Origin of the sequence: Nitrobacter vulgaris, assembly GCF_031453995.1 — a bacterium.
In the GTDB taxonomy this organism is placed as follows: Bacteria; Pseudomonadota; Alphaproteobacteria; order Rhizobiales; family Xanthobacteraceae; genus Nitrobacter; species Nitrobacter vulgaris.
This window is the reverse complement of record NZ_JAVDPZ010000008.1, coordinates 24,967-51,403: the sequence shown is the minus strand read 5'-3', so window position 1 is coordinate 51,403 and position 26,437 is coordinate 24,967. Positions and strand designations below refer to the sequence as shown.

General features: G+C 61.5%; 21 protein-coding genes. 15 read left to right on the top strand and 6 right to left on the bottom strand.

Features of this window, described 5'->3' with window-relative positions; genetic code table 11:
* Positions 1-62: 62 nt before the first annotated feature.
* From zapE to lpdA, 8 genes are all read left to right on the top strand, one after another.
* Positions 63-1,247 carry a cell division protein ZapE gene (gene zapE / locus GGQ85_RS07025; RefSeq protein WP_309773923.1) on the top strand — a complete coding sequence of 395 codons (1,185 nt, stop codon included), beginning with the start codon at positions 63-65 and terminating at the stop codon, positions 1,245-1,247.
* Positions 1,248-1,349: 102 nt separating this feature from the next.
* Positions 1,350-2,318 (top strand): malate dehydrogenase, encoded by a 969-nt coding sequence (gene mdh / locus GGQ85_RS07020; RefSeq protein ID WP_079445582.1) that lies wholly within the window; start codon positions 1,350-1,352, stop codon positions 2,316-2,318.
* Positions 2,319-2,521: 203 nt separating this feature from the next.
* The gene (gene sucC / locus GGQ85_RS07015; protein WP_309773922.1) at positions 2,522-3,721 is read left to right on the top strand and encodes an ADP-forming succinate--CoA ligase subunit beta; all 1,200 of its coding nucleotides are present in this window, start codon (positions 2,522-2,524) and stop codon (positions 3,719-3,721) included.
* Positions 3,722-4,606, top strand: a complete 885-nt coding sequence (gene sucD, locus GGQ85_RS07010) for a succinate--CoA ligase subunit alpha (protein ID WP_079445580.1) — start codon at positions 3,722-3,724, stop codon at positions 4,604-4,606.
* 148 nt (positions 4,607-4,754) lie between these two features.
* Positions 4,755-7,712, top strand: coding sequence for a 2-oxoglutarate dehydrogenase E1 component (locus GGQ85_RS07005; protein WP_309773921.1), 2,958 nt, complete (start codon positions 4,755-4,757; stop codon positions 7,710-7,712).
* A 112-nt stretch (positions 7,713-7,824) separates the two neighbouring features.
* Complete coding sequence (gene odhB, locus GGQ85_RS07000; RefSeq protein ID WP_309773920.1) at positions 7,825-9,111, top strand: 2-oxoglutarate dehydrogenase complex dihydrolipoyllysine-residue succinyltransferase; 1,287 nt, start codon at positions 7,825-7,827, stop codon at positions 9,109-9,111.
* Between the two features lie 19 nt (positions 9,112-9,130).
* Entirely contained in the window at positions 9,131-9,628 is a 498-nt protein-coding gene (locus GGQ85_RS06995) for a hypothetical protein (protein WP_309773919.1), read from the top strand.
* A gap of 101 nt (positions 9,629-9,729) precedes the next feature.
* Positions 9,730-11,133, top strand: a complete 1,404-nt coding sequence (lpdA, locus tag GGQ85_RS06990; protein ID WP_309773918.1) for a dihydrolipoyl dehydrogenase — start codon at positions 9,730-9,732, stop codon at positions 11,131-11,133.
* Positions 11,134-11,165: 32 nt separating this feature from the next.
* Here the strand turns inward: lpdA and GGQ85_RS06985 are convergent, their stop codons facing one another.
* On the bottom strand, positions 11,166-12,131 hold the full coding sequence (locus GGQ85_RS06985; RefSeq protein WP_309773917.1) for a tyrosine recombinase XerC: 966 nt from the start codon (positions 12,129-12,131) through the stop codon (positions 11,166-11,168).
* Between the two features lie 264 nt (positions 12,132-12,395).
* Here GGQ85_RS06985 and GGQ85_RS06980 point away from each other — a divergent pair, with 264 nt between their 5' ends.
* Entirely contained in the window at positions 12,396-14,606 is a 2,211-nt protein-coding gene (locus tag GGQ85_RS06980) for a primosomal protein N' (protein ID WP_309773916.1), read from the top strand.
* Positions 14,607-14,841: 235 nt separating this feature from the next.
* Here the strand turns inward: GGQ85_RS06980 and GGQ85_RS06975 are convergent, their stop codons facing one another.
* The gene (locus tag GGQ85_RS06975; RefSeq protein ID WP_309773915.1) at positions 14,842-15,354 is read right to left on the bottom strand and encodes a septal ring lytic transglycosylase RlpA family protein; all 513 of its coding nucleotides are present in this window, start codon (positions 15,352-15,354) and stop codon (positions 14,842-14,844) included.
* Between the two features lie 645 nt (positions 15,355-15,999).
* Here GGQ85_RS06975 and GGQ85_RS06970 point away from each other — a divergent pair.
* From GGQ85_RS06970 to GGQ85_RS06945, 6 genes are all read left to right on the top strand, one after another.
* A complete protein-coding gene (locus GGQ85_RS06970; protein WP_309773914.1) occupies positions 16,000-16,560 on the top strand; it encodes a F0F1 ATP synthase subunit delta in 561 nt (186 codons plus the stop codon).
* Positions 16,560-18,092: a F0F1 ATP synthase subunit alpha gene (gene atpA, locus GGQ85_RS06965; protein WP_079445572.1), complete on the top strand. Its 1,533-nt coding sequence runs from the start codon at positions 16,560-16,562 to the stop codon at positions 18,090-18,092. The genes GGQ85_RS06970 and atpA overlap by 1 nt, the downstream gene beginning before the upstream one ends.
* 145 nt (positions 18,093-18,237) lie before the next feature.
* The gene (locus GGQ85_RS06960) at positions 18,238-19,116 is read left to right on the top strand and encodes a F0F1 ATP synthase subunit gamma (RefSeq protein ID WP_079445571.1); all 879 of its coding nucleotides are present in this window, start codon (positions 18,238-18,240) and stop codon (positions 19,114-19,116) included.
* 14 nt (positions 19,117-19,130) lie between these two features.
* Positions 19,131-19,535 carry an organic hydroperoxide resistance protein gene (locus tag GGQ85_RS06955; RefSeq protein WP_309773913.1) on the top strand — a complete coding sequence of 135 codons (405 nt, stop codon included), beginning with the start codon at positions 19,131-19,133 and terminating at the stop codon, positions 19,533-19,535.
* 83 nt (positions 19,536-19,618) lie between these two features.
* Positions 19,619-21,049, top strand: coding sequence for a F0F1 ATP synthase subunit beta (gene atpD / locus GGQ85_RS06950; protein WP_309773912.1), 1,431 nt, complete (start codon positions 19,619-19,621; stop codon positions 21,047-21,049).
* Between the two features lie 146 nt (positions 21,050-21,195).
* Entirely contained in the window at positions 21,196-21,603 is a 408-nt protein-coding gene (locus tag GGQ85_RS06945) for a F0F1 ATP synthase subunit epsilon (protein WP_079445568.1), read from the top strand.
* Positions 21,604-21,648: 45 nt separating this feature from the next.
* On the opposite strand, the gene GGQ85_RS06940 is transcribed toward GGQ85_RS06945, so the two are convergent.
* The 4 genes from GGQ85_RS06940 to GGQ85_RS06925 form a co-directional block, all read right to left on the bottom strand.
* Positions 21,649-22,149, bottom strand: a complete 501-nt coding sequence (locus GGQ85_RS06940) for an RNA pyrophosphohydrolase (RefSeq protein ID WP_079445567.1) — start codon at positions 22,147-22,149, stop codon at positions 21,649-21,651.
* A gap of 151 nt (positions 22,150-22,300) precedes the next feature.
* Positions 22,301-23,506, bottom strand: coding sequence for a divergent polysaccharide deacetylase family protein (locus tag GGQ85_RS06935; RefSeq protein ID WP_309773911.1), 1,206 nt, complete (start codon positions 23,504-23,506; stop codon positions 22,301-22,303).
* Between the two features lie 155 nt (positions 23,507-23,661).
* Entirely contained in the window at positions 23,662-25,017 is a 1,356-nt protein-coding gene (locus GGQ85_RS06930) for a S41 family peptidase (RefSeq protein ID WP_079445565.1), read from the bottom strand.
* The gene (locus GGQ85_RS06925) at positions 25,014-26,321 is read right to left on the bottom strand and encodes a murein hydrolase activator EnvC family protein (protein ID WP_309773910.1); all 1,308 of its coding nucleotides are present in this window, start codon (positions 26,319-26,321) and stop codon (positions 25,014-25,016) included. Before GGQ85_RS06925 ends, GGQ85_RS06930 begins: the two co-directional genes overlap by 4 nt.
* Between the last annotated feature and the right edge of the window lie 116 nt (positions 26,322-26,437).

Here is a 26,437-nt window from a genome sequence, read left to right as displayed (position 1 = left end):
CCGATTCACAAGATCTTCACCACGACTTGTATTTCCGTCCCTCAGGAGTCGAAAACCGACCGATGCTTTCGGTGTCACCCACATCGTTCCGGAATCACTATCAGGCCCTCGTCACGTCAGGCGCGATCGAGGCGGACTCCGCGCAGGCGCGGGCGGTGGAAGCACTTGCCGCGCTGGACGAGCGGCTCATGACCTACAAGCCCGCGGGCAAATCGGGCTTCCTCGACAAATTGTTCCATTCCGACGACGAACCTCCGCCGAAGGGACTTTATATCCATGGTGACGTCGGACGCGGCAAAACCATGCTGATGGACCTGTTTTTCCAGGAGAGCCGGGTCGCCCACAAACGCCGGGTCCATTTTCATGAGTTCATGACAGACGTGCATGAGCGCATCTTTGCTTTTCGCCAAAGCATCGCGCGAGGTGAGATGGCCGACGCCGACGCCGTTCAGCTCACCGCGACATCTATCTTCGAGCAGGCATGGCTTTTGTGCTTCGACGAATTTCATGTCACCGATATCGCCGACGCCATGATCCTGGGCCGTCTGTTCGCGCTGCTGTTCGAACTCGGTACCGTCGTGGTGGCGACATCAAACGTCCCTCCTGAGAACCTCTACGAAGGGGGTCTCAATCGCGTGCTGTTCCTGCCGTTCATTGCGCAGATCGAGGAGCGTATGGACGTTCTGCGTCTCGACGCCCGCACTGATTTCCGCATGGAGAAACTCGCCAGCGTCAAGATGTGGCTGACACCCGCCAACGCCGAGGCTGAGGCGGCGCTCGACAGAGCCTGGACGCTCATGACCGGCGGCGCGCCCTGCGAGCCGCGTGACATCGCGATCAAGGGCCGCCTTCTGCACGTGCCATGCTCGGCCCACGGCGTGGCCCGGTTTTCGTTTGCCGATCTCTGCGAGCAGCCACTTGCGGCGCCCGACTATCTCCGGCTCGCGCGCGACTATCACACTCTTATGATCGACCACATCCCGGTGATGGACTATGACGACCGCGACGCCGCCAAGCGGTTCATCGCCCTAATCGACACGCTGTATGACAACGGCGTGAAACTGATGGCGTCGAGCGATAGCGATCAGCTTTCGCTCTATCGCGCCAACGACGGCTTCGAGGCGAATGAATTCAAACGCACCTCCTCGCGTCTGATCGAGATGAACTCGGACTCCTATCTGGCGAGGGCCCATGGTCGCAGCGATTCCCTCGCCAGCGGAACAGCCACCGGCCTGGTGGAGACTTGACGTTGCACGTTGCGACGCTTGAACAGGTCCCACGAAAGGTCTAACCACGATCCGTCGATATTCTCCCTTCCCTGCTCTTTGTCATCAAAGGACAAAATTTCCATGGCGCGCGACAAGATTGGCTTGATCGGCTCTGGTCAGATCGGAGGAACGCTCGCTCATCTCATCGGACTGAAAGAACTTGGCGACGTCGTGATGTTCGATATCGCGGAGGGCGTTCCGCAGGGCAAATCGCTCGATATCGCCCAGTCCTCTCCGGTGGATGGCTTCGACGCCAGGCTGACCGGCACCAATTCCTATGAAGCGCTCGAAGGCGCCAGCGTCTGCATCGTCACCGCCGGTGTCCCGCGCAAGCCGGGCATGAGCCGCGACGATCTGCTCGGTATCAATCTCAAGGTGATGGAGCAGGTCGGCGCCGGCATCAAGAAATACGCGCCCGATGCCTTCGTCATCTGCATCACCAATCCGCTCGACGCCATGGTGTGGGCACTTCAGAAAGCATCTAACCTGCCCGCGAAGAAGGTAGTCGGCATGGCCGGCGTGCTGGACTCCTCACGCTTCCGCTATTTTCTCGCAGATGAATTCGACGTCTCGGTCGAAGACGTGACAGCCTTCGTGCTTGGCGGTCACGGCGACAGCATGGTGCCGTTGGTGAAGTACTCGACAGTGGCGGGCATTCCGCTGCCGGACCTCGTCAAAATGGGTTGGACCTCACAGGCCCGCATCGATGAGATCGTGGATCGTACCCGCAACGGCGGCGCCGAGATCGTCAATCTGCTCAAGACCGGCTCGGCGTTCTATGCCCCAGCCGCCTCCGCAATCGCGATGGCGGAAAGTTTCCTGCGGGACAAGAAACGTGTGCTGCCTTGCGCCGCCTATCTCAACGGCGAATTCGGCGTGGATGACATGTATGTCGGAGTACCCGTGGTGATCGGCGCCAAGGGTGTCGAGCGCATTGTCGAGATTGAACTGGCGGGCAAGGACCGGGAAGCCTTCGACAAATCGGTCGCTGCGGTTCGGGGACTCGTCGATGCCTGCAAAAAGATCGCGCCCGATCTGCTTGACGGCTGATCGGCCACTGCCATTCGGTATCGTTCGGAACGGATACGCGTGCGGCCAGTATTGCGAAATTCAGATGCGGCAACTCACTGCTGGCAAGGCCATCGTGAGGTGACTGCCCACCTCGACCCTCCGGCGGGCATATCTTGGCCGGCGGAAATGGTCAAAATTGTTCCTGCCAAAATTGTCCTTCCCGCGGGTCGGAGACCATCCAGATGAACATCCACGAATATCAGGCCAAGGCGTTGCTGCGGGAGTTTGGCGTGCCGGTCTCGCGAGGGGTTGCGGTGCTGAAGGCATCGGAAGCGGAGGCGGCGGCTAAAACGCTCGATGGTCCGGTTTGGGTGGTCAAAAGCCAGATTCACGCGGGCGGCCGCGGCAAGGGCAGGTTCAAGGAAGGCTCCGCCGGCGACAAAGGTGGCGTCCGTCTCGCCAGATCGATCGACGAGGTGAAGCAGTTTGCCGGCCAGATGCTCGGCGCGACGCTGGTGACTTTGCAGACCGGTCCTGTCGGCAAGCAGGTCAACCGTCTTTACATCGAGGAAGGCTTCGACATCGACAAGGAGTTCTATCTCTCGGCACTGGTCGACCGCGAAACGTCCAGAGTTTCGTTCGTGGTCTCCACCGAAGGCGGGGTGAACATCGAGGACGTCGCACACAAAACCCCGGAAAAAATCGTGACCCTCTCGGTCGATCCCGTCACAGGGGTGATGGGCCATCACGGCCGTACCGTCGCCAAGGCGCTGGGACTGCGCGGCGATCTCGGCAAGCAGGCGGAGAAGCTGGTGGCGCAGCTTTATAATGCCTTCATCGCCAAAGACATGGCGATGCTGGAGATCAATCCGCTCGTCGTCACGAGGCAAGGCGAACTGCGCGTGCTCGATGCCAAGGTATCGTTCGACAGCAACGCGCTATACCGCCATTCCGATGTGGTGGCGCTGCGCGACGAGAACGAGGAAGACGCCAAGGAGATCGAGGCGTCGAGGTTCGATCTGAGCTACGTCGCGCTCGACGGCCAGATCGGCTGCATGGTCAATGGCGCGGGCCTTGCGATGGCGACCATGGACATCATTAAACTCTACGGCATGTCGCCCGCAAACTTTCTCGACGTTGGCGGCGGCGCCTCCAAGGACAAGGTCGCAGCCGCCTTCAAGATCATCACCGCAGATCCGAACGTGAAGGGCATCCTGGTCAATATCTTCGGCGGCATCATGAAATGCGACGTCATCGCCGATGGCGTTGTCGCCGCGGTAAAGCAGGTCGGCCTCAACGTCCCGCTAGTGGTTCGCCTCGAAGGCACCAACGTCGACGCCGGCAAGACCATCATCCGCGAGTCCGGCCTCAACGTTCTGCCCGCCGACGATCTCGACGACGCCGCGCAGAAGATCGTCAAGGCCGTGAAAGGGGTCGCGTAAATGTCCGTTCTGATCGACAAGAACACCCGCGTCATTACGCAGGGCTTCACCGGCAAGAACGGCACGTTTCACTCCGAGGCCGCGATCGCCTACGGCACGAAAATGGTCGGCGGCACCTCGCCGGGCAAAGGCGGACAGACCCATCTCGGCCTGCCGGTGTTCGACACCGTCCGCGAAGCGCGCGAGGCGACCGGCGCCGACGCCAGCGTGATCTACGTGCCGCCGGCCGGCGCAGCAGACGCGATCTGCGAGGCGATCGACAGCGAAATCCCGCTGATCGTCTGCATCACCGAGGGCATTCCGGTGCTGGATATGGTGCGGGTCAGGCGTTCGCTATCGGGATCGAAGTCCCGGCTCATAGGGCCGAATTGCCCGGGCGTTGTGACGGCGGGCGAATGCAAGATCGGCATCATGCCCGCGAACATTTTCAAGCCGGGCCATGTCGGCATCGTCTCCCGCTCCGGCACGCTGACCTACGAAGCGGTATTCCAGACCAGCCAGGAAGGCCTCGGCCAAACCACCGCGGTTGGTATCGGCGGCGACCCGGTCAAGGGCACCGAGTTCATCGACGTGCTGGAAATGTTCCTGGCCGATCCCAAGACCACTTCGATCGTGATGATCGGCGAGATCGGCGGTTCGGCCGAGGAAGACGCCGCCCAGTTCCTGATCGATGAGGCCAAACGCGGCCGCAAGAAGCCTGTGGTCGGCTTTATCGCCGGCGTCACCGCGCCTCCCGGCCGCCGCATGGGCCATGCCGGCGCGATCATTTCCGGCGGCAAGGGCGACGCCGCATCCAAGACCGCAGCCATGGAGGCGGCCGGCATCTTCGTCTCCCCGTCTCCGGCGCGACTGGGAAAAACTCTTGTCGAAAAGTTGAAGTCTTGATTCAGGTCTTGGTCTTTTCGGCGGGAAGTTCCCTCATAAATAGGATAACGTTTAAATTCGCGCTGATCTTGCCGGAGAAAGGCTGTTCTCCCTGGCAAAAACGCGTGCGCCGTCTGTTACGCCATGACCGAAATCGTCAGGACGCGATATGTCTCGCCAGGATGCGAACGCCGCATTTGCCCTTTCCTCGTTCTTGCAGGGCGCGAATGCCAGCTACATCGACGGACTCTACGCCCGCTATGAAAAAGACCCCGGTTCGGTCGATCCCGAGTGGCAGGAATTCTTCAAAAGTCTGAAGGATCCTCCGCAGGACGTCGAAAAGAACGCGGAAGGCCCATCCTGGGCGAGGGCCAACTGGCCGCCAGCTCCCCAGGACGACCTCACCTCAGCGCTCGACGGCAACTGGGCTCGGCTCGAAAAGACCGTGGACGCCAGGGTGCAGGAGAGGACGACAGCGAAACCTTCGGCGCTCGCCGGCGCCGACGTCACTCAGGCTACGCGCGATTCGGTGCGCGCGCTGATGCTGATCCGCGCTTACCGCATGCGAGGGCACTTTCATGCCAGGCTCGACCCGCTCGGTCTCGAACCTGCGCGCGATCACGAAGAACTCGATCCACGTGCCTACGGCTTCACCGAAGCCGACATGGATCGCAAGATCTTCCTCGACCACGTTCTTGGGCTCGAATACGGCACCCTGCGCGAGATCGTGGCGATCTGCCGGCGCACTTACTGCCAGACGCTGGGCGTCGAGTTCATGCACATTTCGAACGCCGAGCAGAAAGGCTGGATTCAAGAGCGCATCGAGGGGCCGGACAAGGAGATCAGCTTCACGCCGGAAGGCCGGCGCGCCATCCTGACCAAGCTCATCGAGGCCGAGGGTTTTGAGAAGTTCTGCGATGTCAAGTTCACGGGAACCAAGCGCTTCGGTCTCGACGGCGGCGAATCGCTGATCCCGGCGCTTGAGCAGATCATCAAGCGCGGCGGCAATCTCGGCGTGAAGGAAATCGTGATCGGCATGCCGCACCGCGGACGGCTGAACGTGCTGACACAGGTGATGGGCAAACCTCATCGCGCCCTGTTCCATGAGTTCAAAGGCGGCTCGGTGAATCCGGAGGCGGTCGAAGGCTCCGGCGACGTCAAGTATCACCTCGGCGCCTCGAGCGACCGCGAGTTCGACAGCAACCGGATACACCTGTCGCTGACCGCCAATCCCTCGCACCTGGAAATCGTGGACCCGGTGGTGCTCGGCAAGGTGCGCGCCAAGCAGGACCAGCACGGCGATCCTCCCGAACAGCGCAACTCCGTGCTGCCGCTATTGATGCACGGCGACGCCGCATTCGCGGGACAGGGCGTGGTGGCGGAATGCTTCGCCCTGTCGGACCTCAAGGGCTACCGCACCGGGGGCTCGATCCACTTCATTGTCAACAACCAGATCGGCTTCACCACCTATCCGCGCTACTCGCGCTCATCCCCTTATCCGTCCGACGTCGCGAAGATGATCGACGCGCCGATCTTCCACGTCAATGGCGACGATCCGGAAGCCGTGGTGTTCGCTGCGAAGGTCGCGGTCGAATTCCGGCAGAAATTCCACAAGCCGGTCGTAATCGACATGTTCTGCTATCGCCGCCACGGTCACAACGAAGGCGACGAGCCCTCGTTTACCAATCCGACGATGTACAAGAAGATCGCAGCGCACCCCTCGACGCTCGAACTTTACGCCAAGCGGCTGACCACTGAAGGCGTCATAACCGATGGCGAGATCGAAAAGCTGAAAGCCGACTGGCGCGCACGGCTGGACGCTGAATTCGAGGCCGGCACCGGCTACAAGCCGAACAAGGCCGACTGGCTCGACGGCAAGTGGGCCGGCTTCAAGCTCGCCGATCAGAACGAGGAGCCGCGCCGTGGCGTCACCGGCGCTGCCATCGAGACGCTGAAGGAGATCGGCCGCGACATCACGCAGGTGCCGGACGGTTTCCGGGTGCATCGCACGGTGCAGCGCTTTCTCGATAATCGCGCCAAGGCGATCGAGAGCGGCGTCGACCTCGACTGGGCGACGGCCGAGGCGCTGGCCTTATGCACGCTGATGCTGGAGGGCCACAACGTCCGCCTGTCCGGCCAGGACAGCGAGCGTGGCACCTTCTCGCAGCGGCATTCGGTGCTGTTCGATCAGGAAGACGAGAGTCGATACACGCCGTTCAATCATCTCGGCAAGAACCAGGGCAGCTACGAGGTCATCAACTCGCTGCTGTCGGAAGAAGCTGTGCTCGGTTTCGAGTATGGCTATTCGCTCGCGGAGCCGAACACGCTTACGATGTGGGAAGCACAGTTCGGCGACTTCGCCAACGGAGCGCAGGTGGTGTTCGACCAGTTCATCTCCTCTGGTGAACGCAAGTGGCTGCGCATGTCAGGTCTCGTTTGCATGCTGCCCCACGGCTATGAGGGCCAGGGACCGGAGCATTCGTCGGCGCGGCTGGAGCGGTTCCTGCAGATGTGCGCGGAAGACAACATGCAGGTCGTCAATATCACTACGCCGGCCAACCATTTTCATGCGCTGCGCCGCCAATTGAAACGCCAGATCCGCAAGCCTCTGATCATGATGACGCCGAAGTCGCTGCTGCGTCACAAGCGGGCGGTATCGCGTCTCGACGAACTCGGCGCCGACACCGGATTCCATCGTATCCTTTACGACGACGCGGCAATGCCGCCGGAGCAAAGGATCAGGCTGGTGAACGACGACAAAATTCGTCGCGTGGTGCTGTGCTCCGGCAAGGTCTACTACGATCTCTACGAGGAACGCGAGAAGCGCAACATCAACGATGTGTACCTGATGCGGATCGAACAATTGTATCCCGTTCCGCTGAAGGCGCTGGTGCACGTCCTCGGCAGTTTCAAGAACGCAGAGATCGTCTGGTGCCAGGAAGAACCGCGCAATATGGGCGCATGGCACTTCATCCAGCCTTACCTCGAATGGGTTCTCAACCAGATCGGCGCATCCAACAAACGCCTGCGTTATGCCGGCCGCGCCGCAGCTGCAGCCACCGCGACCGGATTGATGTCGAAGCACCTTGCGCAACTCAAGGCGTTCATCGACGAGGCGCTGAACTGACACGAACAGTCATGTCGGACTGAAACGCGAAGCCCACTTGTTGCGGATGTTTTCTGGCATCCATACTGCTGTCTTTTCGGGACACGTCGGCTATGACGAAAGGAAGAGAACCATGACCGAGATACGCGTTCCGACGCTCGGCGAATCGGTGACCGAGGCAACCATCGGAAAATGGTTCAAGAAGCCCGGCGACGCCGTATCCGTCGACGAGCCGCTCGTCGAGCTCGAGACCGACAAGGTGACTATCGAAGTGCCCGCGCCCTCCGCCGGCACGCTCGCCGAGCTCGTCGCCAAGGAGGGCGAGACGGTTGCCGTCGGCGCGCTGCTTGGACAGATAACCGATGGCAGCGCGTCGGCAAAACCAGCGGCGGCCAAGGCGCAAGGCATCGCCGCCGAAAGAACAACCGGGCGGCCGGACCTTAAGTCCGACACCACGAAACCGATCAACGCAGGCCCGGAGGAGCCGCAACCCAGGCCGGGCACCGCAGCGCCGGCTGATGCCCCGCTCGCCCCCTCGGTGCGTAAACTCTCCGCCGAGAGCGGCATCGACGCCTCGACCGTTCCGGGCTCCGGCAAGGACGGCCGCATCACCAAAAGCGATATGCTGGCGGCGATCGAAAAGGCGGCCTCCGCCCCGACCTCGGTCCACCAGCCGGCTGCCACCATGCAGGCGCGCGCGCCCTCTCCTCCGAATGACGCCTCGCGCGAGGAACGCGTGAAGATGACGCGGCTACGCCAGACCATCGCGCGCCGCCTCAAGGAGGTGCAGAACACCGCCGCGATACTGACGACCTTCAACGAGGTCGACATGACCGGCGTCATGGCGCTGCGTACGCACTACAAGGACGCGTTTGAGAAAAAGCACGGCGCGAAGCTCGGCTTCATGGGCTTCTTTACCAAAGCCATCGTCCAGGCGTTGAAGGACATTCCGGCCGTCAACGCCGAAATCGACGGTAGCGACCTGATCTACAAGAACTACTATCACATTGGAGTCGCCGTCGGCACCGACAAGGGCCTGGTGGTGCCTGTCGTGCGCGACTGCGATCACAAATCGATCGCCGACATCGAGAAAAGCATCGCTGACTACGGTCGCCGCGCCCGCGACGGCCAGCTCAAAATCGAGGAGATGCAGGGCGGCACCTTCACCATCACCAACGGCGGCATCTACGGCTCGCTGATGTCGACGCCGATCCTGAACGCGCCGCAGGCCGGCATCCTTGGCATGCACAAAATTCAGGAGCGGCCGGTGGCGATCGACGGCAAGGTGGACATCCGCCCGATGATGTATCTGGCGCTCTCCTACGACCACCGCGTCATCGACGGCAAGGAGGCCGTGACCTTCCTCGTGCGCGTCAAGGAATCGCTGGAAGACCCGGCGCGATTGGTGCTGGATCTGTAGTTCAAGCTAAGGGAACCACATGACGCAAGTCTTGCTGAAGTCCAATACCAAAACCACCGAGTTTGGTCATTTGACCTCAATCGATCTGGAGTTGAATGCAGTCATTCTAGAGTTGTTTTATCTGGCTTGTTTGAGTTTTGAGCACGGGCCATCCGCCGCACATATGTACGTCTCCGAATACGGCGGGGAAGTTAAAAGCATCGCCCATGAAAATCTCTTCGATGTCCTCGGATCTTTCGAAAACATCTCGAAAAAATCCGCGGACTGGGTCTTGTCGCGAGCGTTGTTCTACCATGACAACCAGAGACGACGAGCGATGGCCGATCAGGAAAAAACAAAAGCTGAAGACAAGCAACAATCGGTAATTGAGAAAAAGCTTGGCAACCTCGACAAAGCCCACGCCTTGAGACGAAAGCTGATCAAGGACGGAGCGGATCCTGACGAGGTCAACCGGCTCATCGGGGGAATGCTCTTCGACCAGCGTGCAAAATTGCTCCCCGGGCCGGACAACGGCTGAGACGCACTCTTGAAGCCAGGTAGTTTCGAACTTCGTATTGGCGGACGAAATCGCCAGCGCCATCGTCTGGCACAAGGATTGAAACGACAGGATCTGAGACCATGGCGACTTACGACCTCATCGTTATCGGCACCGGTCCCGGCGGCTATGTCTGCGCCATTCGCGCGGCGCAGCTCGGCATGAAGGTCGCCGTGGTCGAGAAGAACCCGACGCTTGGCGGCACCTGCCTCAATGTCGGCTGCATGCCGTCGAAAGCCTTGTTGCACGCCTCTGAAATGTTCGAGGAAGCCGGACATTCGTTCGCAAAAATGGGCATCGGCGTATCTGCTCCCAAACTCGATTTGCCCGCGATGATGAATTTCAAACAGCAGGGCATCGACGGCAACGTCAAGGGCGTCGAGTACCTGATGAAGAAGAACAAAATCGACGTCATCAGCGGCACCGGCAGAATTCTCGGTGCCGGCAAGGTCGAAGTGACGGTCGCCGACGGCAAGACCCAAACTGTTGAGACGAAAAACATCGTGATCGCCACCGGCTCCGATGTCGCGAAGCTCAAGGGCCTTGAGATCGACGAAAAGCGCATCGTGTCGTCCACCGGCGCTCTATCGCTCGACAAGGTGCCGGGCAAGCTTCTGATCGTCGGCGCCGGCGTGATCGGCCTCGAACTCGGCTCGGCGTGGCGCCGCCTCGGCGCTCAGGTCACGGTGGTGGAATTTCTCGATCGCATCCTGCCCGGTATGGACGGCGAAATCGCAAAGCAGTTTCAGCGCCTTCTCGAAAAGCAAGGCTTTGCATTCAAGCTCGGCGCCAAGGTCACGGGCGTCGATACATCTGGCAAGACGCTGATGGCACAGGTCGAACCCGCCGCAGGCGGTGCGGCAGAGACAATCGAAGCCGACGTGGTTCTGGTCGCGATCGGCCGCACGCCCTACACCGACGGCCTCGGCCTGAAGGAGGCAGGCGTCGCGCTCGACGAGCGCGGCCGCGTGGAGATCGACGCGCATTTTGCGACCAGCGTGAAAGGCATCTACGCCATCGGCGACGTCGTCAAGGGACCGATGCTGGCGCACAAGGCCGAGGACGAAGGCGTGGCGTGCGCGGAAATCCTCGCAGGCCAGGCCGGCCATGTGAACTACGACGTGATCCCCAGCGTGATCTACACAACGCCCGAGGCTTCATCGGTCGGCAAGACCGAGGAGGAGCTGAAGCAGGCCGGCATAGCCTATACCGTTGGCAAGTTTCCGTTCACGGCAAATGGCCGCTCCAAGGTCAACCAGACCACCGACGGCTTTGTGAAGATTCTCGCGGACGCGAAAACCGATCGAGTGCTCGGCGTTCACATCATCGGCCGAGAGGCTGGCGAACTGATCCACGAGGCTTGCGTGCTGATGGAGTTCGGCGGATCGGCGGAAGACCTCGCGCGCACCTGCCACGCGCACCCGACGCGATCGGAAGCGATCAAGGAAGCCGCCCTCGCAGTCGGCAAACGAGCCATTCATATGTGAGACCGAGGAGTTGTCTGCACCGCGATCTTCGGTCAGGCGCGGGGATGTGCCGTCCTGTAGACTTCCAGCAGCCGCTCGCTGTCGATGCCGGTGTAGATCTGCGTGGTCGAGAGCGACGCGTGGCCAAGCAGTTCCTGAATCGCGCGCAAATCACCGCCGCGGCTTAAGAGATGCGTCGCGAATGAATGGCGCAGCGCATGGGGCGTTGCGCTGTCGGGCAGACCGAGCGCGCCACGCATCCGCGCCATCACAAGCTGGATGATGCGGGCCCTGAGCGGCCCGCCCCGCGCGCCGACGAAGATCGGCCCTTCCGGCGGCAGCAAATGCGGGCACATCGCCATATACTCATGAACCAGCGCCAGCACGTTCTGCAGCACCGGCACCATCCGCGTCTTGTTGCCCTTCCCGGTGACCACCAGAACGTCGCCGGCGCCGGGCTGCGGCACATCGCGGCGCTTCAGCCCGAGCGCTTCGGAAATGCGCAGGCCAGACCCGTACAATAGCGCCATGACGGCTGCATCGCGTGCCCAGATCCAGGGATCGCGGTCCTCGCCGGCCCGCTCGGACGCGTCGGCAAAACGCTTCGCCGCGCTCATATGGATCGGCTTCGGGAGGCTCTTGCCAACCTTCGGCGCGCGGATTGCGCCGAGCGCACCGATCTTGCCGAGCCCTTCCCGTTCCAGAAATCGCGCGAATGAACGCAGCCCCGCCAGCGAACGCATCAACGAGCGGCCACCAATGTCCTCCGCGCGTCGCGCGGCCATGAAGGCTCTGATATCGCCTGGCTCGAGCGCGGCGAAACGCTTCAAAGTCACCAACTCGCCCCAGTGCTGGCCGAGAAACATCAGGCATTGCCGAACATCGCGCGCATAGGCTTCAAGCGTCTTTGGCGACAGCCGACGCTCGGCACGCAGATGCGCCAGCCATCGCACGATTTGCTGCCCGACGTCCGACGCCGTGCAGGCGAGATCTGGTAGCGGATCTGCGAGTCTCGCCATCTTCGCACCTTGCCTATAAGTCTGGCGGTTATATCGCGCCGCTTTCGTTTATCCTTCGCTAACTTTCCCACCGGCAGGCCTATGGCGCCGGCCCTCCCATAGCGTTTTCGAGTGAAGCATGTCCTCGGGCTTGACCCGAGGATGAATACCGGTTCGCGTGAAGAAAATGCGTGAGATCAAAATGATAGCGCTCCGCTTCTGATTTCGTCAGGAGCGGAAAGGCTCTAAGCTGTCCGCCACTCCCGACAGAGGCCGATTCTCCGGATGGACCGTTCTTCGCGCAATGGCACATTCCCGTCATCGACGACGCGCATCGTCGATGTGCTGGTTCCCGTTGCGATCGATCATGCCTATTCCTATCGCGTGCCGAGCGGCATGGAGGTGCGGCCCGGCGACGTGGTGACGGTGCCGCTCGGCCCCCGCGAGGTGGTCGCCGTGGTCTGGGCCGAGAATCCCGCCCCCGATCCGCGCCTGCACAACCGCTTGAAGGACATCTCCGACAAGCTCGATGTACCTCCGCTCAGGGACGAACTCCGCGCGCTGATCGACTGGGTCGCCAACTACACATTGTCGCCGCGCGGCATGGTCATGCGCATGAGCCTGCGGATGGGCGAACAGCTCGGGCCGGAGCGGACGCGACCAGGCGTGCGGCTGAGCGGCGAGCCGCCCCAACGCATGACCCCGGCACGACGGCGGCTGCTGGAAGTCCTGTCGGATGGGTTGCTGCGTGCAAAATCCGATGCGGCCAAGGAAGCGGGCGTCAGCACCGGCGTCGTCGATGGTCTTGTCGACGAAGGCACGCTGACAATCCAGCCAATGCCGCGTGCGCCGCCGCCCCCGCCGCCCGATCCCGACTTCGCCGTCCCCGACTTTTCCCGCTCGCAGCGAGCGGCCGTGGACGCCATGCGCACGCTGGCGTCAAACGGCACGTTCCACGTCGCGCTGCTGGATGGCGTGACCGGCTCCGGAAAGACCGAAGTCTATTTCGAAGCGGTCGCCGAAACCGTCCGCCGCGGCAAGCAGGCTTTGATCTTGATGCCCGAGATTGCGTTGACGGGGCAGTTCCGCGACCGTTTCGTCGCCCGCTTCGGCGAGCGGCCGCTGGAATGGCATTCCGAATTGACGCCGCGCACCCGCGCGCGCAACTGGGCAGCCATTGCGGCGGGCGAGGCGCAGGTTGTGGTCGGCGCCCGCTCCGCGCTGTTTCTTCCCTACGCTAACCTCGGACTGATCATCGTCGACGAGGAGCACGATCAAGCCTACAAGCAGGACGAGGGCGTGCGCTATCACGCCCGCGACATGGCCGTGGTTCGCGCATATGTCGCGAAGATTCCGATCATACTGGCCTCGGCGACGCCATCCGTCGAAAGCGAGGTCAATGCGCGCAAGGGACGCTACCAGCGCATCGCGCTGACATCCCGGTTCGGCGGTCAGCATTTGCCACAGATCGAACTGATCGATCTTCGGCGCGAGGGACCGTCGCGCGGCCGCTTCATTTCTCCGCGTCTGGCCGAAGAGATTCGGACCGCCATCGAGCGGCGCGAGCAGGCGCTGCTGTTTCTCAATCGCCGCGGCTATGCGCCGTTGACCTTGTGCCGCGCCTGCGGCCACCGCTTCGCCTGCACCATCTGCGATGCCTGGCTCGTGGATCATCGCTTCCGTCAGCGGCTCGTATGCCATCACTGCGGCTTCTCAATGCCGCGCCCGAATCAATGCCCGCATTGCGCGGCGGAGGAATCGCTGGTCGCGGTCGGCCCCGGAGTCGAACGGTTGCAGGAGGAGGCCGCCGCACTATTCCCCGACGCGCGCACCATGGTGCTGTCGAGCGACCTGATCACCTCGATCGAGACCATGCGCTCGGAGTTGAATGACATCGCGGAGGGCCGCGTCGACATCATCATCGGCACGCAGCTTGTGGCGAAGGGACACCATTTTCCGCGCCTGAACCTCGTCGGAGTGGTCGATGCCGACCTGGGCCTCGGCAACGGCGACCCTCGCGCCGCCGAGCGAACCTTCCAACTGCTCAATCAGGTGATCGGGCGCACCGGCCGCGAGCAGGGCCATGGCATCGGCTATCTGCAAACCCACCAGCCCGAACATCCCGTAATGAAGGCGCTGGTCGCGAGCGACCGCGAGGCGTTCTATTCCAGCGAAATCGCCGCGCGGGAGCGGACCGGCTACCCGCCGTTCGGCCGACTGGCCAGCCTGATCATATCCGCAGGCGACCGCCCGAGCGCAGAGAGCTTCGCCCGCCGGCTCGTCGCAATCGCGCCGATCGACAAGGACATTCAGGTACTCGGACCGGCAGAAGCGCCGCTTGCCCTGATCAAGGGGCGCTATCGATTTCGTCTGCTGGTGAAGTCGGCGCGCAGCGTGGACCTCTCCGGCTATTTGCGCGGCTGGCTCGCGTCTGCGCCGAAGACAAGGGGCAATCTCAAGCTCGAAGTGGATATTGATCCGCAGAGCTTTCTCTAGCAGCGCTTTCGAGCACTCCGGTTCACCGACGCGCCTCGTCCTCGCGGACGACCAGCCGATCCGTCAGACGACCGGTCCATCGCGAGGCGCTCATGTGGAATCGGACCGAGGCCAACTCCGGCCCCGGCAAGCCATGACCTGCGCGAAGGGCCGAACAGGTGACCACAGCTTTCCTATTCGGCCTTCAAAGAAATTTCCGGACGCCGCTTGCCCGGAAAACGCCTTGGCGCGGGACTTACATGACCTCGGCGACCACACGGCCGACGCCGCTGCCGGTCAAGCCGATCACGCGGGCGGCACCTTTGGAAAGATCCAGCACACGACCGCGGATGAACGGACCGCGATCATTGACGGTGACGACCACGCTGCGGCTGCCATGGGTGACCCTCAGCCTGGTTCCGAACGGCAGATGGCGATGGGCGGCGGTCATGGCGTTCTGATTGAAGCGCTGGCCGGATGCGGTGCGGCTGCCGGCTTCATTGCCGTAATAGGAGGCCATGCCAGAGAACGATCGACTCGAATGGGCCGAGCTTCCAAAAGAAGCATTGGCGTTCAACCAGGACGATCCGCTGATGCCGTGGCTCTTCGCATAATGCCCCTGATGGTGGTGGTGATGCCGATGATGGTTGCTCGACCGGGCCGATGCCCCGGTGACGCTGCCTGCAATCAAAACGCTTGCGGCGATCACGGCGGCCAACGTACGCGGCCGGATGAGAAACCCTAAGGTCGTCTTTTGCGAGTACAACATTGAAGGACCCTTGAAAGTATTGCCGCCCCTGCGGCAAGTGAAACCCCTGACTTTTTCGTCGCGGCAGGGTTGATCCTCAAACTAAGGCGTAAAATGGGCAAGGAATTGCTTCGTGACTCGGATGAAATATCTTTTGATCGAGATGGATTCGTCCACTAATCGTGACAATACATATATTAATAAAATATACATGATAATATACATCAATATACTGTAAAAGAAAGTTATAGCGTTGGATCAGTGACCATTCATTAAGTACTGCGGAGCGCGCCTAGGCACTAAGCTTGGCTCAGCCGTGTAGAGAAACCGCCATGGCAAGGGTCTGATTGCTTTTGTCCTGACGCAGCATTTGCCAACCGAATGACTGTACGCAGGAATGCGCCTTGTGCTTCGCGCGATTGACCGACCGAACTTCCAACACCGGTTGAATCCGACGCCATGCGACAAGGCATCGCCGCACGCCGCCGTCATATTGCACCTGCGCGCGCGCTATGTTAGCAAAGCCGCGATTTTAACGCTGCCGGTACGCTCGTGTCGGCCGGAAATCGAAGTCCCTCTTGAATTCCAAGGGCTTGGGCCGCTTTGGCGCCGCTTGTTCGGCGACGGCTTTTCCCCTGCGAGTTTGACAGCTTGAAGAGCGCTCTGGTGGCTGCTGTAGATCCCTCGGTTTCTGGTGTGTCCGGCCGTTATGCGACGGCCTTGTTCGAACTGGCGCGCGAAGACAAATCGATCGACGCCGTCAAGGCCGACCTCGACAAGTTCGATGCCATGTTGGCGGACAGCGCTGAACTTGTGCGCCTCGTGCGCAGTCCGGTTTTCAGCGCCGATACGCAAAGCAAGGCACTCTCCGCCGTGCTGAGCAAGGCCGGGATCGGCGGCACGACCGCAAACTTCCTGAAAGTCCTGGCCGCCAACCGCCGGCTGTTCGCGGTTGCCGACGTGATCCGGGCGTTTCGCGCGCTGGTCGCGAAGTTCAAGGGCGAGGCCACGGCAGAGGTTACCGTCGCCGAGAAGCTCAACGACAAGAATCTGGACGCGCTGAAAACCGCGCTGAAATCAGTGACGGGCAAGGACATCACGCTCAACGTGAAAGTCGATCCGTCCATCATCGGCGGACTTGTCGTCAAGCTCGGCAGCCGCATGGTGGATACTTCGCTCCGGACCAAACTCAATTCGATTAAGCACGCGATGAAAGAGGCAGGCTGATGGACATCCGCGCCGCGGAAATTTCCGCGATCCTGAAGGATCAGATCAAGAATTTCGGCAAAGAAGCCGAAGTTTCGGAAGTCGGACAGGTGCTGTCCGTCGGCGACGGTATTGCCCGCGTCTACGGCCTCGACAACATCCAGGCCGGCGAGATGGTCGAGTTCGAAAACGGCACGCGCGGCATGGCGCTGAACCTCGAAACCGACAATGTCGGTATCGTGATTTTTGGCGCCGACCGCGAGATCAAAGAGGGTCAGACCGTCAAGCGCACCCGCGCCATCGTCGACACGCCGGTCGGCAAAGGCCTGCTCGGCCGCGTGGTCGATGCGCTGGGCAATCCGATCGACGGCAAGGGTCCGATCCAGGGCACCGAGCGCAAGCGCGTTGACGTCAAGGCTCCCGGCATCATTCCGCGCAAGTCGGTGCACGAGCCGATGGCGACCGGCCTCAAGGCCATCGACGCCTTGATCCCGATCGGCCGCGGACAGCGCGAGTTGATCATCGGCGACCGCCAGACTGGCAAAACCGCGATTGCGCTGGACACCATTCTCAATCAGAAGCCGCTGAACGTCGCTGGCGCCCCGGAGAGCCAGAAGCTCTACTGCGTCTACGTCGCGGTCGGCCAGAAGCGTTCCACCGTGGCGCAGTTCGTCAAGGTGCTCGAAGAGCAGGGTGCGCTGGAATATTCGATCGTCGTCGCCGCGACCGCGTCCGATCCGGCCCCGATGCAGTACCTCGCGCCGTTCACCGGCTGCACCATGGGCGAATACTTCCGCGACAACGCCATGCACGCCGTCATTATTTATGACGACCTCTCCAAGCAGGCCGTCGCCTATCGTCAAATGTCGCTTTTGCTGCGCCGCCCGCCGGGCCGCGAAGCCTATCCGGGCGACGTGTTCTACCTGCATTCCCGCCTTCTGGAACGCGCCGCCAAGCTGAACGACAGCCAGGGCAACGGCTCGCTGACCGCGCTGCCGGTGATCGAGACTCAGGCCAACGACGTGTCGGCCTACATTCCAACCAACGTGATTTCAATCACCGACGGCCAGATCTTCCTCGAAACCGACCTGTTCTTCCAGGGCATCCGTCCCGCGGTGAACGTCGGTCTTTCGGTGTCGCGTGTCGGCTCGTCGGCGCAGACCAAGGCGATGAAGAAGGTCGCCGGCAAGATCAAGGGCGAACTCGCGCAGTACCGCGAAATGGCGGCTTTCGCGCAGTTTGGCTCCGACCTCGACGCCTCGACCCAGCGCCTGCTCAACCGCGGCTCGCGCCTGACCGAACTCCTGAAGCAGCCGCAGTTCTCGCCGCTGAAGATGGAGGAGCAGGTCGTTGTGATCTGGGCCGGCACCAACGGCTATCTTGATCCGCTGCCGCTCAACAAGGTGCGCGCGTTTGAGGACGGGCTCTTGTCGTTGCTGCGCGGCAAGAACGCCGACATTCTCAATGCCATCCGTGAAAGCCGTGACCTGAGTGACGATACCGCCGCCAAGCTCAAGGCTGCCGTCGAGGGTTACGCCAAGACCTTTGCTTGATCCTTTCACATCTCCCGTTTTTGGGAGATCAACCGGCGCGGCCGGTGGAATGGAACAAGTGATACACATCGCGTCGGACCCCTCCCTCGCCCTCCCCGCAAGCGAGAGAGGCGAAAGGCCGAGCAGGAGATAGACAGGGTTATCGATGGCCAGCCTTAAAGACATGCGGGTCCGCATCGCCTCTACCAAGGCGACACAAAAGATTACCAAAGCCATGCAGATGGTGGCGGCCTCCAAACTCCGCCGCGCGCAGAACGCCGCGGAAGCAGCGCGGCCCTACGCCGAAAAAATGGACACGGTGATTTCAAACATCGCCAGCGCCGCGGCCGGTTCGCCCAACGCGTCGCCGCTTCTGGTCGGCACCGGTAAGGATCAAGTTCACTTGCTTCTGGTCTGCACCGGAGAGCGCGGCCTGTCCGGCGCGTTCAACTCGGCCATCGTCCGCCTGGCCCGTGAAAGGGCCTTCGCCTTGATGAACCAGGGCAAGGAGGTCAAGTTCTTCTGTGTCGGGCGAAAGGGTTACGAGCAGCTTCGCCGCAACTTCGACAAGCAGATCGTCGAGACCGTCGAACTGCGCTCGGTGCGCCAGCTCGGCTTCGTCAATGCCGAAGCGATTGCAGAGAAAGTGCTGGCTCGTTTCGACGCCGGCGAGTTCGACGTCTGCACCCTGTTCTATTCGCGCTTCCAGTCCGTCATTGCACAGATTCCGACCGCCCAACAGGTCATTCCGCTTGCGGTCGAGGCCGCGGCCGGAAATGGCGATGCGGCGCCATCCTACGAATACGAGCCGGAAGAGGATGAGATTCTCGACCGGCTGCTTCCGCGCAATCTCGCGGTGCAGATTTTCCGCGCGCTTCTGGAGAACAACGCCTCGTTCTACGGCGCACAGATGACGGCGATGGACAACGCGACGCGTAACGCGGGCGACATGATCCGCAAGCAAACGCTGGTTTACAACCGGACCCGCCAGGCGATGATCACCAAGGAGCTGATCGAAATCATCTCCGGCGCCGAGGCCATCTAGCAGCAGGAGCGTTCATGGCTTACGTCACGAAGGCGACAACGAGCGGCGGCCGCAATGGCCGCGCCGTCCTCGACGGCGGTGCGCTGGCATTGGCGATGGCGCTTCCGAAGGATCTCGGCGGTGCCGGCGATGGCCACAATCCGGAACAGCTGTTCGCGCTTGGCTGGTCCTCCTGCTTTGGACAGGCCATTCTCGTTCTGGCGAAGAAGCATGGTCTCGACGGGCAGGCCGCCAGGGTTACCTGCGAAGTCACGCTTAATATCGATGACGGCGCATTCTCGCTCGCTGCCGAATTGAAGGTCGCTCTGCCCGGTGCCGACAAGGCGAAGCTGCAAGCGCTGATCGAAGACGCTCACACCATCTGTCCTTATTCCAAGGCGACCAGGGGTAATGTGCCCGTCAAATTGACCGCCGTCTAAAGCGCTTGATCCTGAAAAGTGGAAACCGGTTTTCAGAATGGATCACGCGCAAACTAATAACGAGTTCTAAGGAGATATTTCTAATGGCATCCCCCGCCAATCAGACCGGACGCATCACGCAGGTCATCGGCGCCGTCGTCGACGTACAGTTCGAAGGCCACCTGCCGGCTATTCTCAACGCCATTGAAACCAAGAACGGCGACAACCGCCTGGTTCTGGAAGTAGCGCAGCATCTTGGCGAATCCACGGTGCGCACCATCGCGATGGACACCACCGAGGGTCTGGTGCGCGGCCAGGACGTTACCGACACCGGCGCGCCGATCCGGGTGCCGGTCGGCGCAGGCACGCTGGGTCGCATTATGAACGTGATCGGCGAGCCCGTGGACGAGCAGGGTCCGGTCAAGGCCGACGACCTGCGTCCGATTCACCAAGAGGCGCCGTCCTATACCGACCAGTCAACCGAGGCGGAAATTCTCGTCACCGGCATCAAGGTCGTGGACCTGCTGGCGCCTTATGCCAAGGGCGGCAAGATCGGGTTGTTCGGCGGCGCCGGCGTGGGCAAGACGGTGCTGATTCAGGAACTGATCAACAACGTCGCCAAGGCGCACGGCGGTTATTCGGTGTTCGCCGGCGTCGGCGAGCGGACCCGCGAAGGCAACGATCTCTATCACGAATTCATCGAATCCGGTGTCAACAAGAAGGGCGGCGGCGAAGGCTCAAAGTGCGCGCTGGTCTATGGCCAGATGAACGAGCCGCCCGGGGCGCGTGCGCGCGTTGCGCTGTCCGGCCTCACGGTCGCCGAATACTTCCGCGACCAGGGCCAGGACGTGCTGTTCTTCGTCGACAACATCTTCCGCTTCACGCAGGCGGGCTCTGAAGTGTCGGCGCTGCTCGGCCGCATCCCCAGCGCCGTTGGATATCAGCCGACGCTCGCCACCGACATGGGCGCGCTGCAGGAGCGCATCACCACCACCAACAAGGGTTCGATCACCTCGGTGCAGGCGATTTACGTTCCTGCCGACGACCTGACCGACCCGGCGCCGGCCGCCTCGTTCGCGCATCTCGACGCGACCACGGTGCTCAACCGCGCCATTTCGGAAAAAGGCATCTACCCGGCGGTGGACCCGCTCGACTCGACCTCGCGCATGCTGTCGCCGCTGATCGTCGGCGAGGAACACTACCAGACGGCGCGCCTCGTGCAGCAGGTTCTACAACGTTACAAGTCGCTGCAGGACATCATCGCCATTCTCGGCATGGACGAACTGTCAGAAGAGGACAAACTCACGGTGGCCCGCGCCCGCAAGGTCGAACGTTTCCTGTCGCAGCCGTTCTTCGTCGCCGAGGTGTTCACCGGCTCGCCGGGCAAGTTCGTCGATCTCGCCGACACCATCAAGGGCTTCCGCGACCTTTGCCAAGGCAAATACGACCATCTGCCGGAAGCGGCGTTCTATATGGTCGGCACCATCGAGGAAGCCGTCGAGAAGGGCAAGAAGCTCGCGGCCGAAGCGGCTTAAACAACTGCGTCATTGCCGGGGATAGCCGTTCGAAGAACGGCGTTCTAAAGAACGCCTATGACCCGGCAATCCATCGATAGACAGACTATCTTGACTGATGGACCCGTGGGTCAAGCCCGCGGGTGACAACAGAGAGACTGAGTACCATGGCGACTTTCCATTTCGATCTCGTCTCCCCTGAAAAGCTCGCTTTCTCCGGCGAAGTCGATCAGGTCGACATCCCCGGCGTCGAGGGTGACTTCGGCGTCCTTGCCGGCCACGCGCCCGTCGTTGCGGCGATCCGTCCCGGAATCCTGACCGTCACCGCTGGCGGCACACGACAGAAGATCATCGTGCTCGGCGGCCTCGCCGAAGTCTCGGAGAAGGGCCTGACCGTCCTTGCCGACGTAGCCACCTCCATCGAGGAGCTTGATCGTACGCAGTTCGCTGACACGGTCGCGAGCATGGAAGCCCAGTTGGCGGAAAAGGAGGGCTCCGAACTCGACAGGGCCATCGAGCGGCTGGACCATTTCAAGAGCATTCAGAGTCAGCTCAATACGACGGCAATGCACTGAGCCGCGTAACCGGCGATCGGGTTCCGGATGCGCCGCGCATGTGCTCTAACCGCCGGAGAGGCTCGTGAATTCCTTGACCACGCGCTCATAGACCGGGCGCTTGAAAGGCACGATTAACCGGGTCAGGTTCTGCATCGGCTCCCAGCGCCAGGCGATAAATTCTGGCTTGTGGCCATCGCCCGGATTAGCGACGTCGATCTCGTTGTCCTTGCCGGTGAAGCGCATCGCGTACCACTTCTGGCGCTGTCCGCGATAGCGGCCCTTCCAGGCCCGTCCGGCCACGGTGCGTGGAATGTCATAGATCAGCCAGTCAGATACCTCGGCGAGCTTCTCGACCGAGCGAATGCTGGTCTCCTCATAGAGCTCGCGTTTCGCCGCGAGCCATGTGTCCTCACCGGGATCGACGCCGCCTTGCGGCATCTGCCAGACATGTTGGTCATCGACCTGCTCAATGCCTGCGCGGCGACCAATGAAAACGAGTCCCCTCTCGTTGAACAGCATTATGCCGACGCACGTGCGGTAGGGTAGATCGTCGTAACGCGCCATTCCATCAATGCCCTGCACGCCTCCTCCGCCCTGAGAACGGAAAGGACTCGGATTAAAGCGTTTTCGAGCGAAGTGGATACCGGTTCGCGTGAAGAAAACGCGTCAGCCAAAATCATAGAGCCACGCTTCTGATTCTATCAAATGCGGAAGGCTAGCTCGATTTTGATTTCAGCATCGCGGTTGTCAATGGCACAAGCATCACGCCACGGCTTTCGAGGCCCTTGATCCAAGCGCCAATTCGGTCGATGGAAACCGGAAGCGCCGAAGTCATGCCCACGGCGGTCCCCCGCTTCATTGCCAGTTCCTCAAGTCTTGCGAGCGCCTTGTCGATCTCTACCGAGGTCGGAACGGCATCAATGGTCAGGTCGGCCTTGGCGAAAGGCATAGCCTGCCTTTCCGCAAGTTGACCCGCAACGCTCGTCGGCGCAGTTCCGTCGTCCAGATAGCCGAGACCCCGCCCTGCTGCCTCGCGAATGAATGGCTGCATGACCGTAGCCGCAGTGACAAAACGCGCTCCCATGAAATTGGTCAGGCCGACATAGCCTTGAAAGCGGCTTAGCTGCCAATGAAGGCGATCGATATTCTGCTCGGCGCCAAGTGTCGTGAGCAGTGTTTGCGGTCCGGGGTCGTTGTCGGGATAATCATAGGGCTCCATAGGGACTTGCAGCAGCACCTCGTGACGTTGCGCGTGCGCCTGTTCCACCATCTTACCCGGATCAGAGCCATAGGGTGTGAACGCCAGCGTTACGGCTGACGGCAGTTTCATGATTGCATCGGTGGTTTTCGTCGCACCGACGCCGAGACCGCTGACCACGATGGCGACCACCGGCGTCTTTGCAGCCTTCGCGCGATCCGCCTCGGTGCCCATGGCATAAGCCTTGAAAGGCTTCAGCCCGTCGGCAGCGACAACCGGAATCATTCCATAACGCGACTTCTCCAACAGATGCTGACCAACTCCCGTTGCCGCCGCCGGTGAGCCGGCGTCCGCCGTATTGGACTCAGGACCGGAGACGACGACGTCCTGACGAGATCCGCTGGACCCGTCGATGATGGTGATGGTCTTCTGTCCGGTTGCGGATTGAGCGGCAACGGCGGCGGCGCTGTCCGGCTGCTTCGGCGCGGATCGGACGGCTGCAGGCTTGTCATCGCTGACTGAGGTCTGCTGGATCGCAACCCGCGCCACAGGTTCGCCGCCGAGAGGATCGTGATTGAAGAAAACGAAGCCCAGGAAGACGACAAGGATCGATCCCAGCAAAAATCCGGCCGCCTGTGGCAGCGTGACAGGAAGCCGTAAGCGGCGCTTGGGCGCGGAGTTCTGTCCAAGCGGCGTGCTGAGATCGTCGGTGGTATCGGCCATGGCCCCCTCGAATCATCCGAATCGAGAATACCATGGGCGCTCGCAAAGGCGGCAACGCGAGATCTGGCAGCGACGCCTGAAGTGACCCCACTCGCAAACGAATTCGGGCGACCCTGAGGCCGCCCGAATCCGGAAAACCTGATTACTTCAAAGGATCAGTTCGCTGCCTTGTTTGCAGGCTTTTCAATCGCCGCCTTGTTGCTGGGGGACGGTGACGAGGCGTTGATCTTGACCCCGTGCAGAAGGTCATCGGCCATCTTGAGGGCCTTGTCGTTCTTGGTGTCCGGCGGGACGTAGGATTGCGAGCCTGTCTTCTCGTCGGTGCCGTTTCGGAGGTGCCCCCGCAGCGAGGCCTCGCCCTTGGTATCGGTCCTTGACTTCAGTTCATCAGGCACATCCTGAAGCACCTCGATATCCGGAACGATGCCCTTGGCCTGAATCGAACGGCCCGATGGCGTGTAATAGCGCGCGGTCGTCAGCCGGAGCGCGCCATTGCCCGACCCGAGCGGAATGATGGTCTGCACCGAGCCCTTGCCGAACGAACGGGTCCCGATCAATGTTGCCCGCTTGTGGTCCTGCAACGCGCCGGCGACGATTTCGGAAGCCGATGCCGACCCGCCGTTGGTCAGAACGATCACGGGCTTGCCCTTGGTGAGGTCGCCGGGATGTGCGCTGCGCCGCTGGGTTTCCTCGGCATTGCGGCCGCGCGTCGACACGATCTCGCCGCGATCGAGGAAGGCATCCGAAACGGTCACCGCTTCCTCGAGCAGCCCGCCCGGGTTGTTGCGCAGGTCGATGATGTAACCCTTGAGCTTGTCGCCAAGCTGGCTTTGCAGGTCGGAAATCGACTTCTTGAGCCCCTCGGTGGTCTGCTCGTTGAATGTCGTGATGCGGATATAGGCGACGTCGTCTGATTCGATCCGCGAACGGACCGAACGGACGCGAATGTTGTCGCGCACCAGCGTCACGTCGATCGGATTGTCCTGTCCCTTGCGGATGATCTTTAGCCTGATCTTGGTGCCGATCGGACCGCGCATCTTGTCGACGGCCTGGTTGAGGGTCAGTCCCTGCACCGCCTCGTCGTCCAGATTGGTGATGATGTCGTTTGCCAGGATACCCGCCTTGGATGCCGGCGTGTCGTCGATCGGCGAGACCACCTTGACCAGGCCATCCTCCATCGTGACCTCGATGCCGAGACCTCCAAACTCACCGCGTGTCTGCACCTGCATGTCGCGGAAGCTCTTCGCATCCATATAGCTCGAATGCGGATCAAGACCCGTGAGCATGCCGCTGATCGCCGATTCGACCAGCTTGCTGTCGTCAGGCTTTTCGACGTAGTCGGTACGGACACGTTCGAACACATCGCCGAACAGATTGAGCTGGCGATAGGTATCCGAGGTTGCGGCTCGCGCGCTTGATCCCATCGTCATAGACCGCGGCTGTGTCACGAACAGCGTCAACGCGGCACCCGCTGCGGCGCTGAGAACAATAAGGGAAACCTTGCGCATCATCCGCGAACCTTTTGACCTTTGTTTACGACCCACCACGGGGCTGGATCAATGGGAGCGCCGTCCTTACGGAACTCAATGTAGAGGACGGGCTGACTAGCGTTTGCCGCGAGAATCGAGGCGACACGGGAAGTCGATCCCATCGTCGCTACCGGCTCCCCGGTCAACACGAACTGGCCGATGTTAACCGAAATACGCTCCATGCCGGCGATCAGCACATGATACCCGCCCCCGGCATTGAGGATCAAGAGTTGTCCATAACTACGGAACGGTCCCGCATACACTACCCAGCCGTCACAGGGTGTCGTGACCTGAGCGCCAGGACGGGCGGCTAACGAAATGCCTTTTTCCGCGCCACCGGCACCATCGGAGCCGCCGAAATCACGAATCTTCGTGCCGTTAACCGGCAGCGCCAACAAGCCCTTGGCCGACGCAAAGGCAATAGCCGGACTGAGCCGGCCGGGATCCTTGAGGGCACCCAGATTCGGCTTGCCGTTGAGCGCTCCCGGAACACCTTGCCGGCTGGCTGTCGCCGCCGCCTTGGCCGCGCTCTTGAGATCCTGCTCCATCTTCGCGATCAGGCCTTGCAGCGTGTCGACCTGGCGCGACAGTTCGACCGCGCGCGCCGCCTCCACGGCCATATTTTTTTCGATACCGCTTTGCTGCCGTTGTCGTTCGTCCACCAGCGTCGCCAAACGGGTTTGATCGTCCTTGAGGCTGTCGCGATTGGCCGCCATTCGATCTCGCTCGGCAGCGATTGATTTCCGAAGGCCGACAAGTTCATCGAGATCAGCCACGAGCTTTTCCGCGCGCACGCGCATCTCCGGCACAACGGAGCCGAGCAGAATCGCGGTGCGCAAAGACTGCAAAGCATCCTCCGGCCGCACCAGCAAAGCGGGCGGTGTGCGGCGGCCGGCGCGCTGGAGAGCGGCGAGCACCTCCACGATCTCCGACCGCCGCGAATCCAGCGAGGCTCGGATTTCCTGTTCGCGGGCATCGAGCGGCAGCAGGCGCGCTTCGGCCTCTGCAATTTTGGTCTCGATGTCACGGACACTGGCGGCGACATCGATCAACTGTTGATTGAGCTTGGCGCGATTTTGACCAATCGCCGCAATGTCGGCCTTCAGTCGCTCCTGCAATTCAACCGCGCTCTTTTGCTGCGCCCGTATCGCGTCCAGATCCCGCTCGCGCTGTTTGATGTCGTCCGACGACGGGTTTGCCGGCGAGGGTGTTCCGGTCTGCGCCATCACGGACGACGAAACCGCAGACGAAAAACCCGCAAGCAGACAGGCTGAGATCACAAGCATGGAAGCAGGTGACTGTCCGAATCGCACCTCCTGGGACCGTGAACGGAAGCCCTGGATCAGTCCCAATTCAGGTGATCGGCGCTCGTTTGCTCGCACTCTGTTAATCCGTTCGCGCC

What these genes read in the sequence shown, in the direction of transcription:
- GGQ85_RS06955 (WP_309773913.1), top strand. Translation starts at nt 19,131, where the DNA reads ATGGCTTACGTCACGAAGGCGACAACGAGCGGCGGCCGCAATGGCCGC.
- odhB (WP_309773920.1), top strand. Translation starts at nt 7,825, where the DNA reads ATGACCGAGATACGCGTTCCGACGCTCGGCGAATCGGTGACCGAGGCA.
- GGQ85_RS06945 (WP_079445568.1), top strand. Translation starts at nt 21,196, where the DNA reads ATGGCGACTTTCCATTTCGATCTCGTCTCCCCTGAAAAGCTCGCTTTC.
- GGQ85_RS06975 (WP_309773915.1), bottom strand. Translation starts at nt 15,354, where the DNA reads ATGTTGTACTCGCAAAAGACGACCTTAGGGTTTCTCATCCGGCCGCGT.
- GGQ85_RS06940 (WP_079445567.1), bottom strand. Translation starts at nt 22,149, where the DNA reads ATGGCGCGTTACGACGATCTACCCTACCGCACGTGCGTCGGCATAATG.
- zapE (WP_309773923.1), top strand. Translation starts at nt 63, where the DNA reads ATGCTTTCGGTGTCACCCACATCGTTCCGGAATCACTATCAGGCCCTC.
- GGQ85_RS06935 (WP_309773911.1), bottom strand. Translation starts at nt 23,506, where the DNA reads ATGGCCGATACCACCGACGATCTCAGCACGCCGCTTGGACAGAACTCC.
- GGQ85_RS06980 (WP_309773916.1), top strand. Translation starts at nt 12,396, where the DNA reads ATGGACCGTTCTTCGCGCAATGGCACATTCCCGTCATCGACGACGCGC.
- atpD (WP_309773912.1), top strand. Translation starts at nt 19,619, where the DNA reads ATGGCATCCCCCGCCAATCAGACCGGACGCATCACGCAGGTCATCGGC.
- sucC (WP_309773922.1), top strand. Translation starts at nt 2,522, where the DNA reads ATGAACATCCACGAATATCAGGCCAAGGCGTTGCTGCGGGAGTTTGGC.
- atpA (WP_079445572.1), top strand. Translation starts at nt 16,560, where the DNA reads ATGGACATCCGCGCCGCGGAAATTTCCGCGATCCTGAAGGATCAGATC.
- GGQ85_RS06995 (WP_309773919.1), top strand. Translation starts at nt 9,131, where the DNA reads ATGACGCAAGTCTTGCTGAAGTCCAATACCAAAACCACCGAGTTTGGT.
- mdh (WP_079445582.1), top strand. Translation starts at nt 1,350, where the DNA reads ATGGCGCGCGACAAGATTGGCTTGATCGGCTCTGGTCAGATCGGAGGA.
- lpdA (WP_309773918.1), top strand. Translation starts at nt 9,730, where the DNA reads ATGGCGACTTACGACCTCATCGTTATCGGCACCGGTCCCGGCGGCTAT.
- sucD (WP_079445580.1), top strand. Translation starts at nt 3,722, where the DNA reads ATGTCCGTTCTGATCGACAAGAACACCCGCGTCATTACGCAGGGCTTC.
- GGQ85_RS06960 (WP_079445571.1), top strand. Translation starts at nt 18,238, where the DNA reads ATGGCCAGCCTTAAAGACATGCGGGTCCGCATCGCCTCTACCAAGGCG.
- GGQ85_RS06930 (WP_079445565.1), bottom strand. Translation starts at nt 25,017, where the DNA reads ATGATGCGCAAGGTTTCCCTTATTGTTCTCAGCGCCGCAGCGGGTGCC.
- GGQ85_RS07005 (WP_309773921.1), top strand. Translation starts at nt 4,755, where the DNA reads ATGTCTCGCCAGGATGCGAACGCCGCATTTGCCCTTTCCTCGTTCTTG.
- GGQ85_RS06985 (WP_309773917.1), bottom strand. Translation starts at nt 12,131, where the DNA reads ATGGCGAGACTCGCAGATCCGCTACCAGATCTCGCCTGCACGGCGTCG.
- GGQ85_RS06925 (WP_309773910.1), bottom strand. Translation starts at nt 26,321, where the DNA reads ATGCTTGTGATCTCAGCCTGTCTGCTTGCGGGTTTTTCGTCTGCGGTT.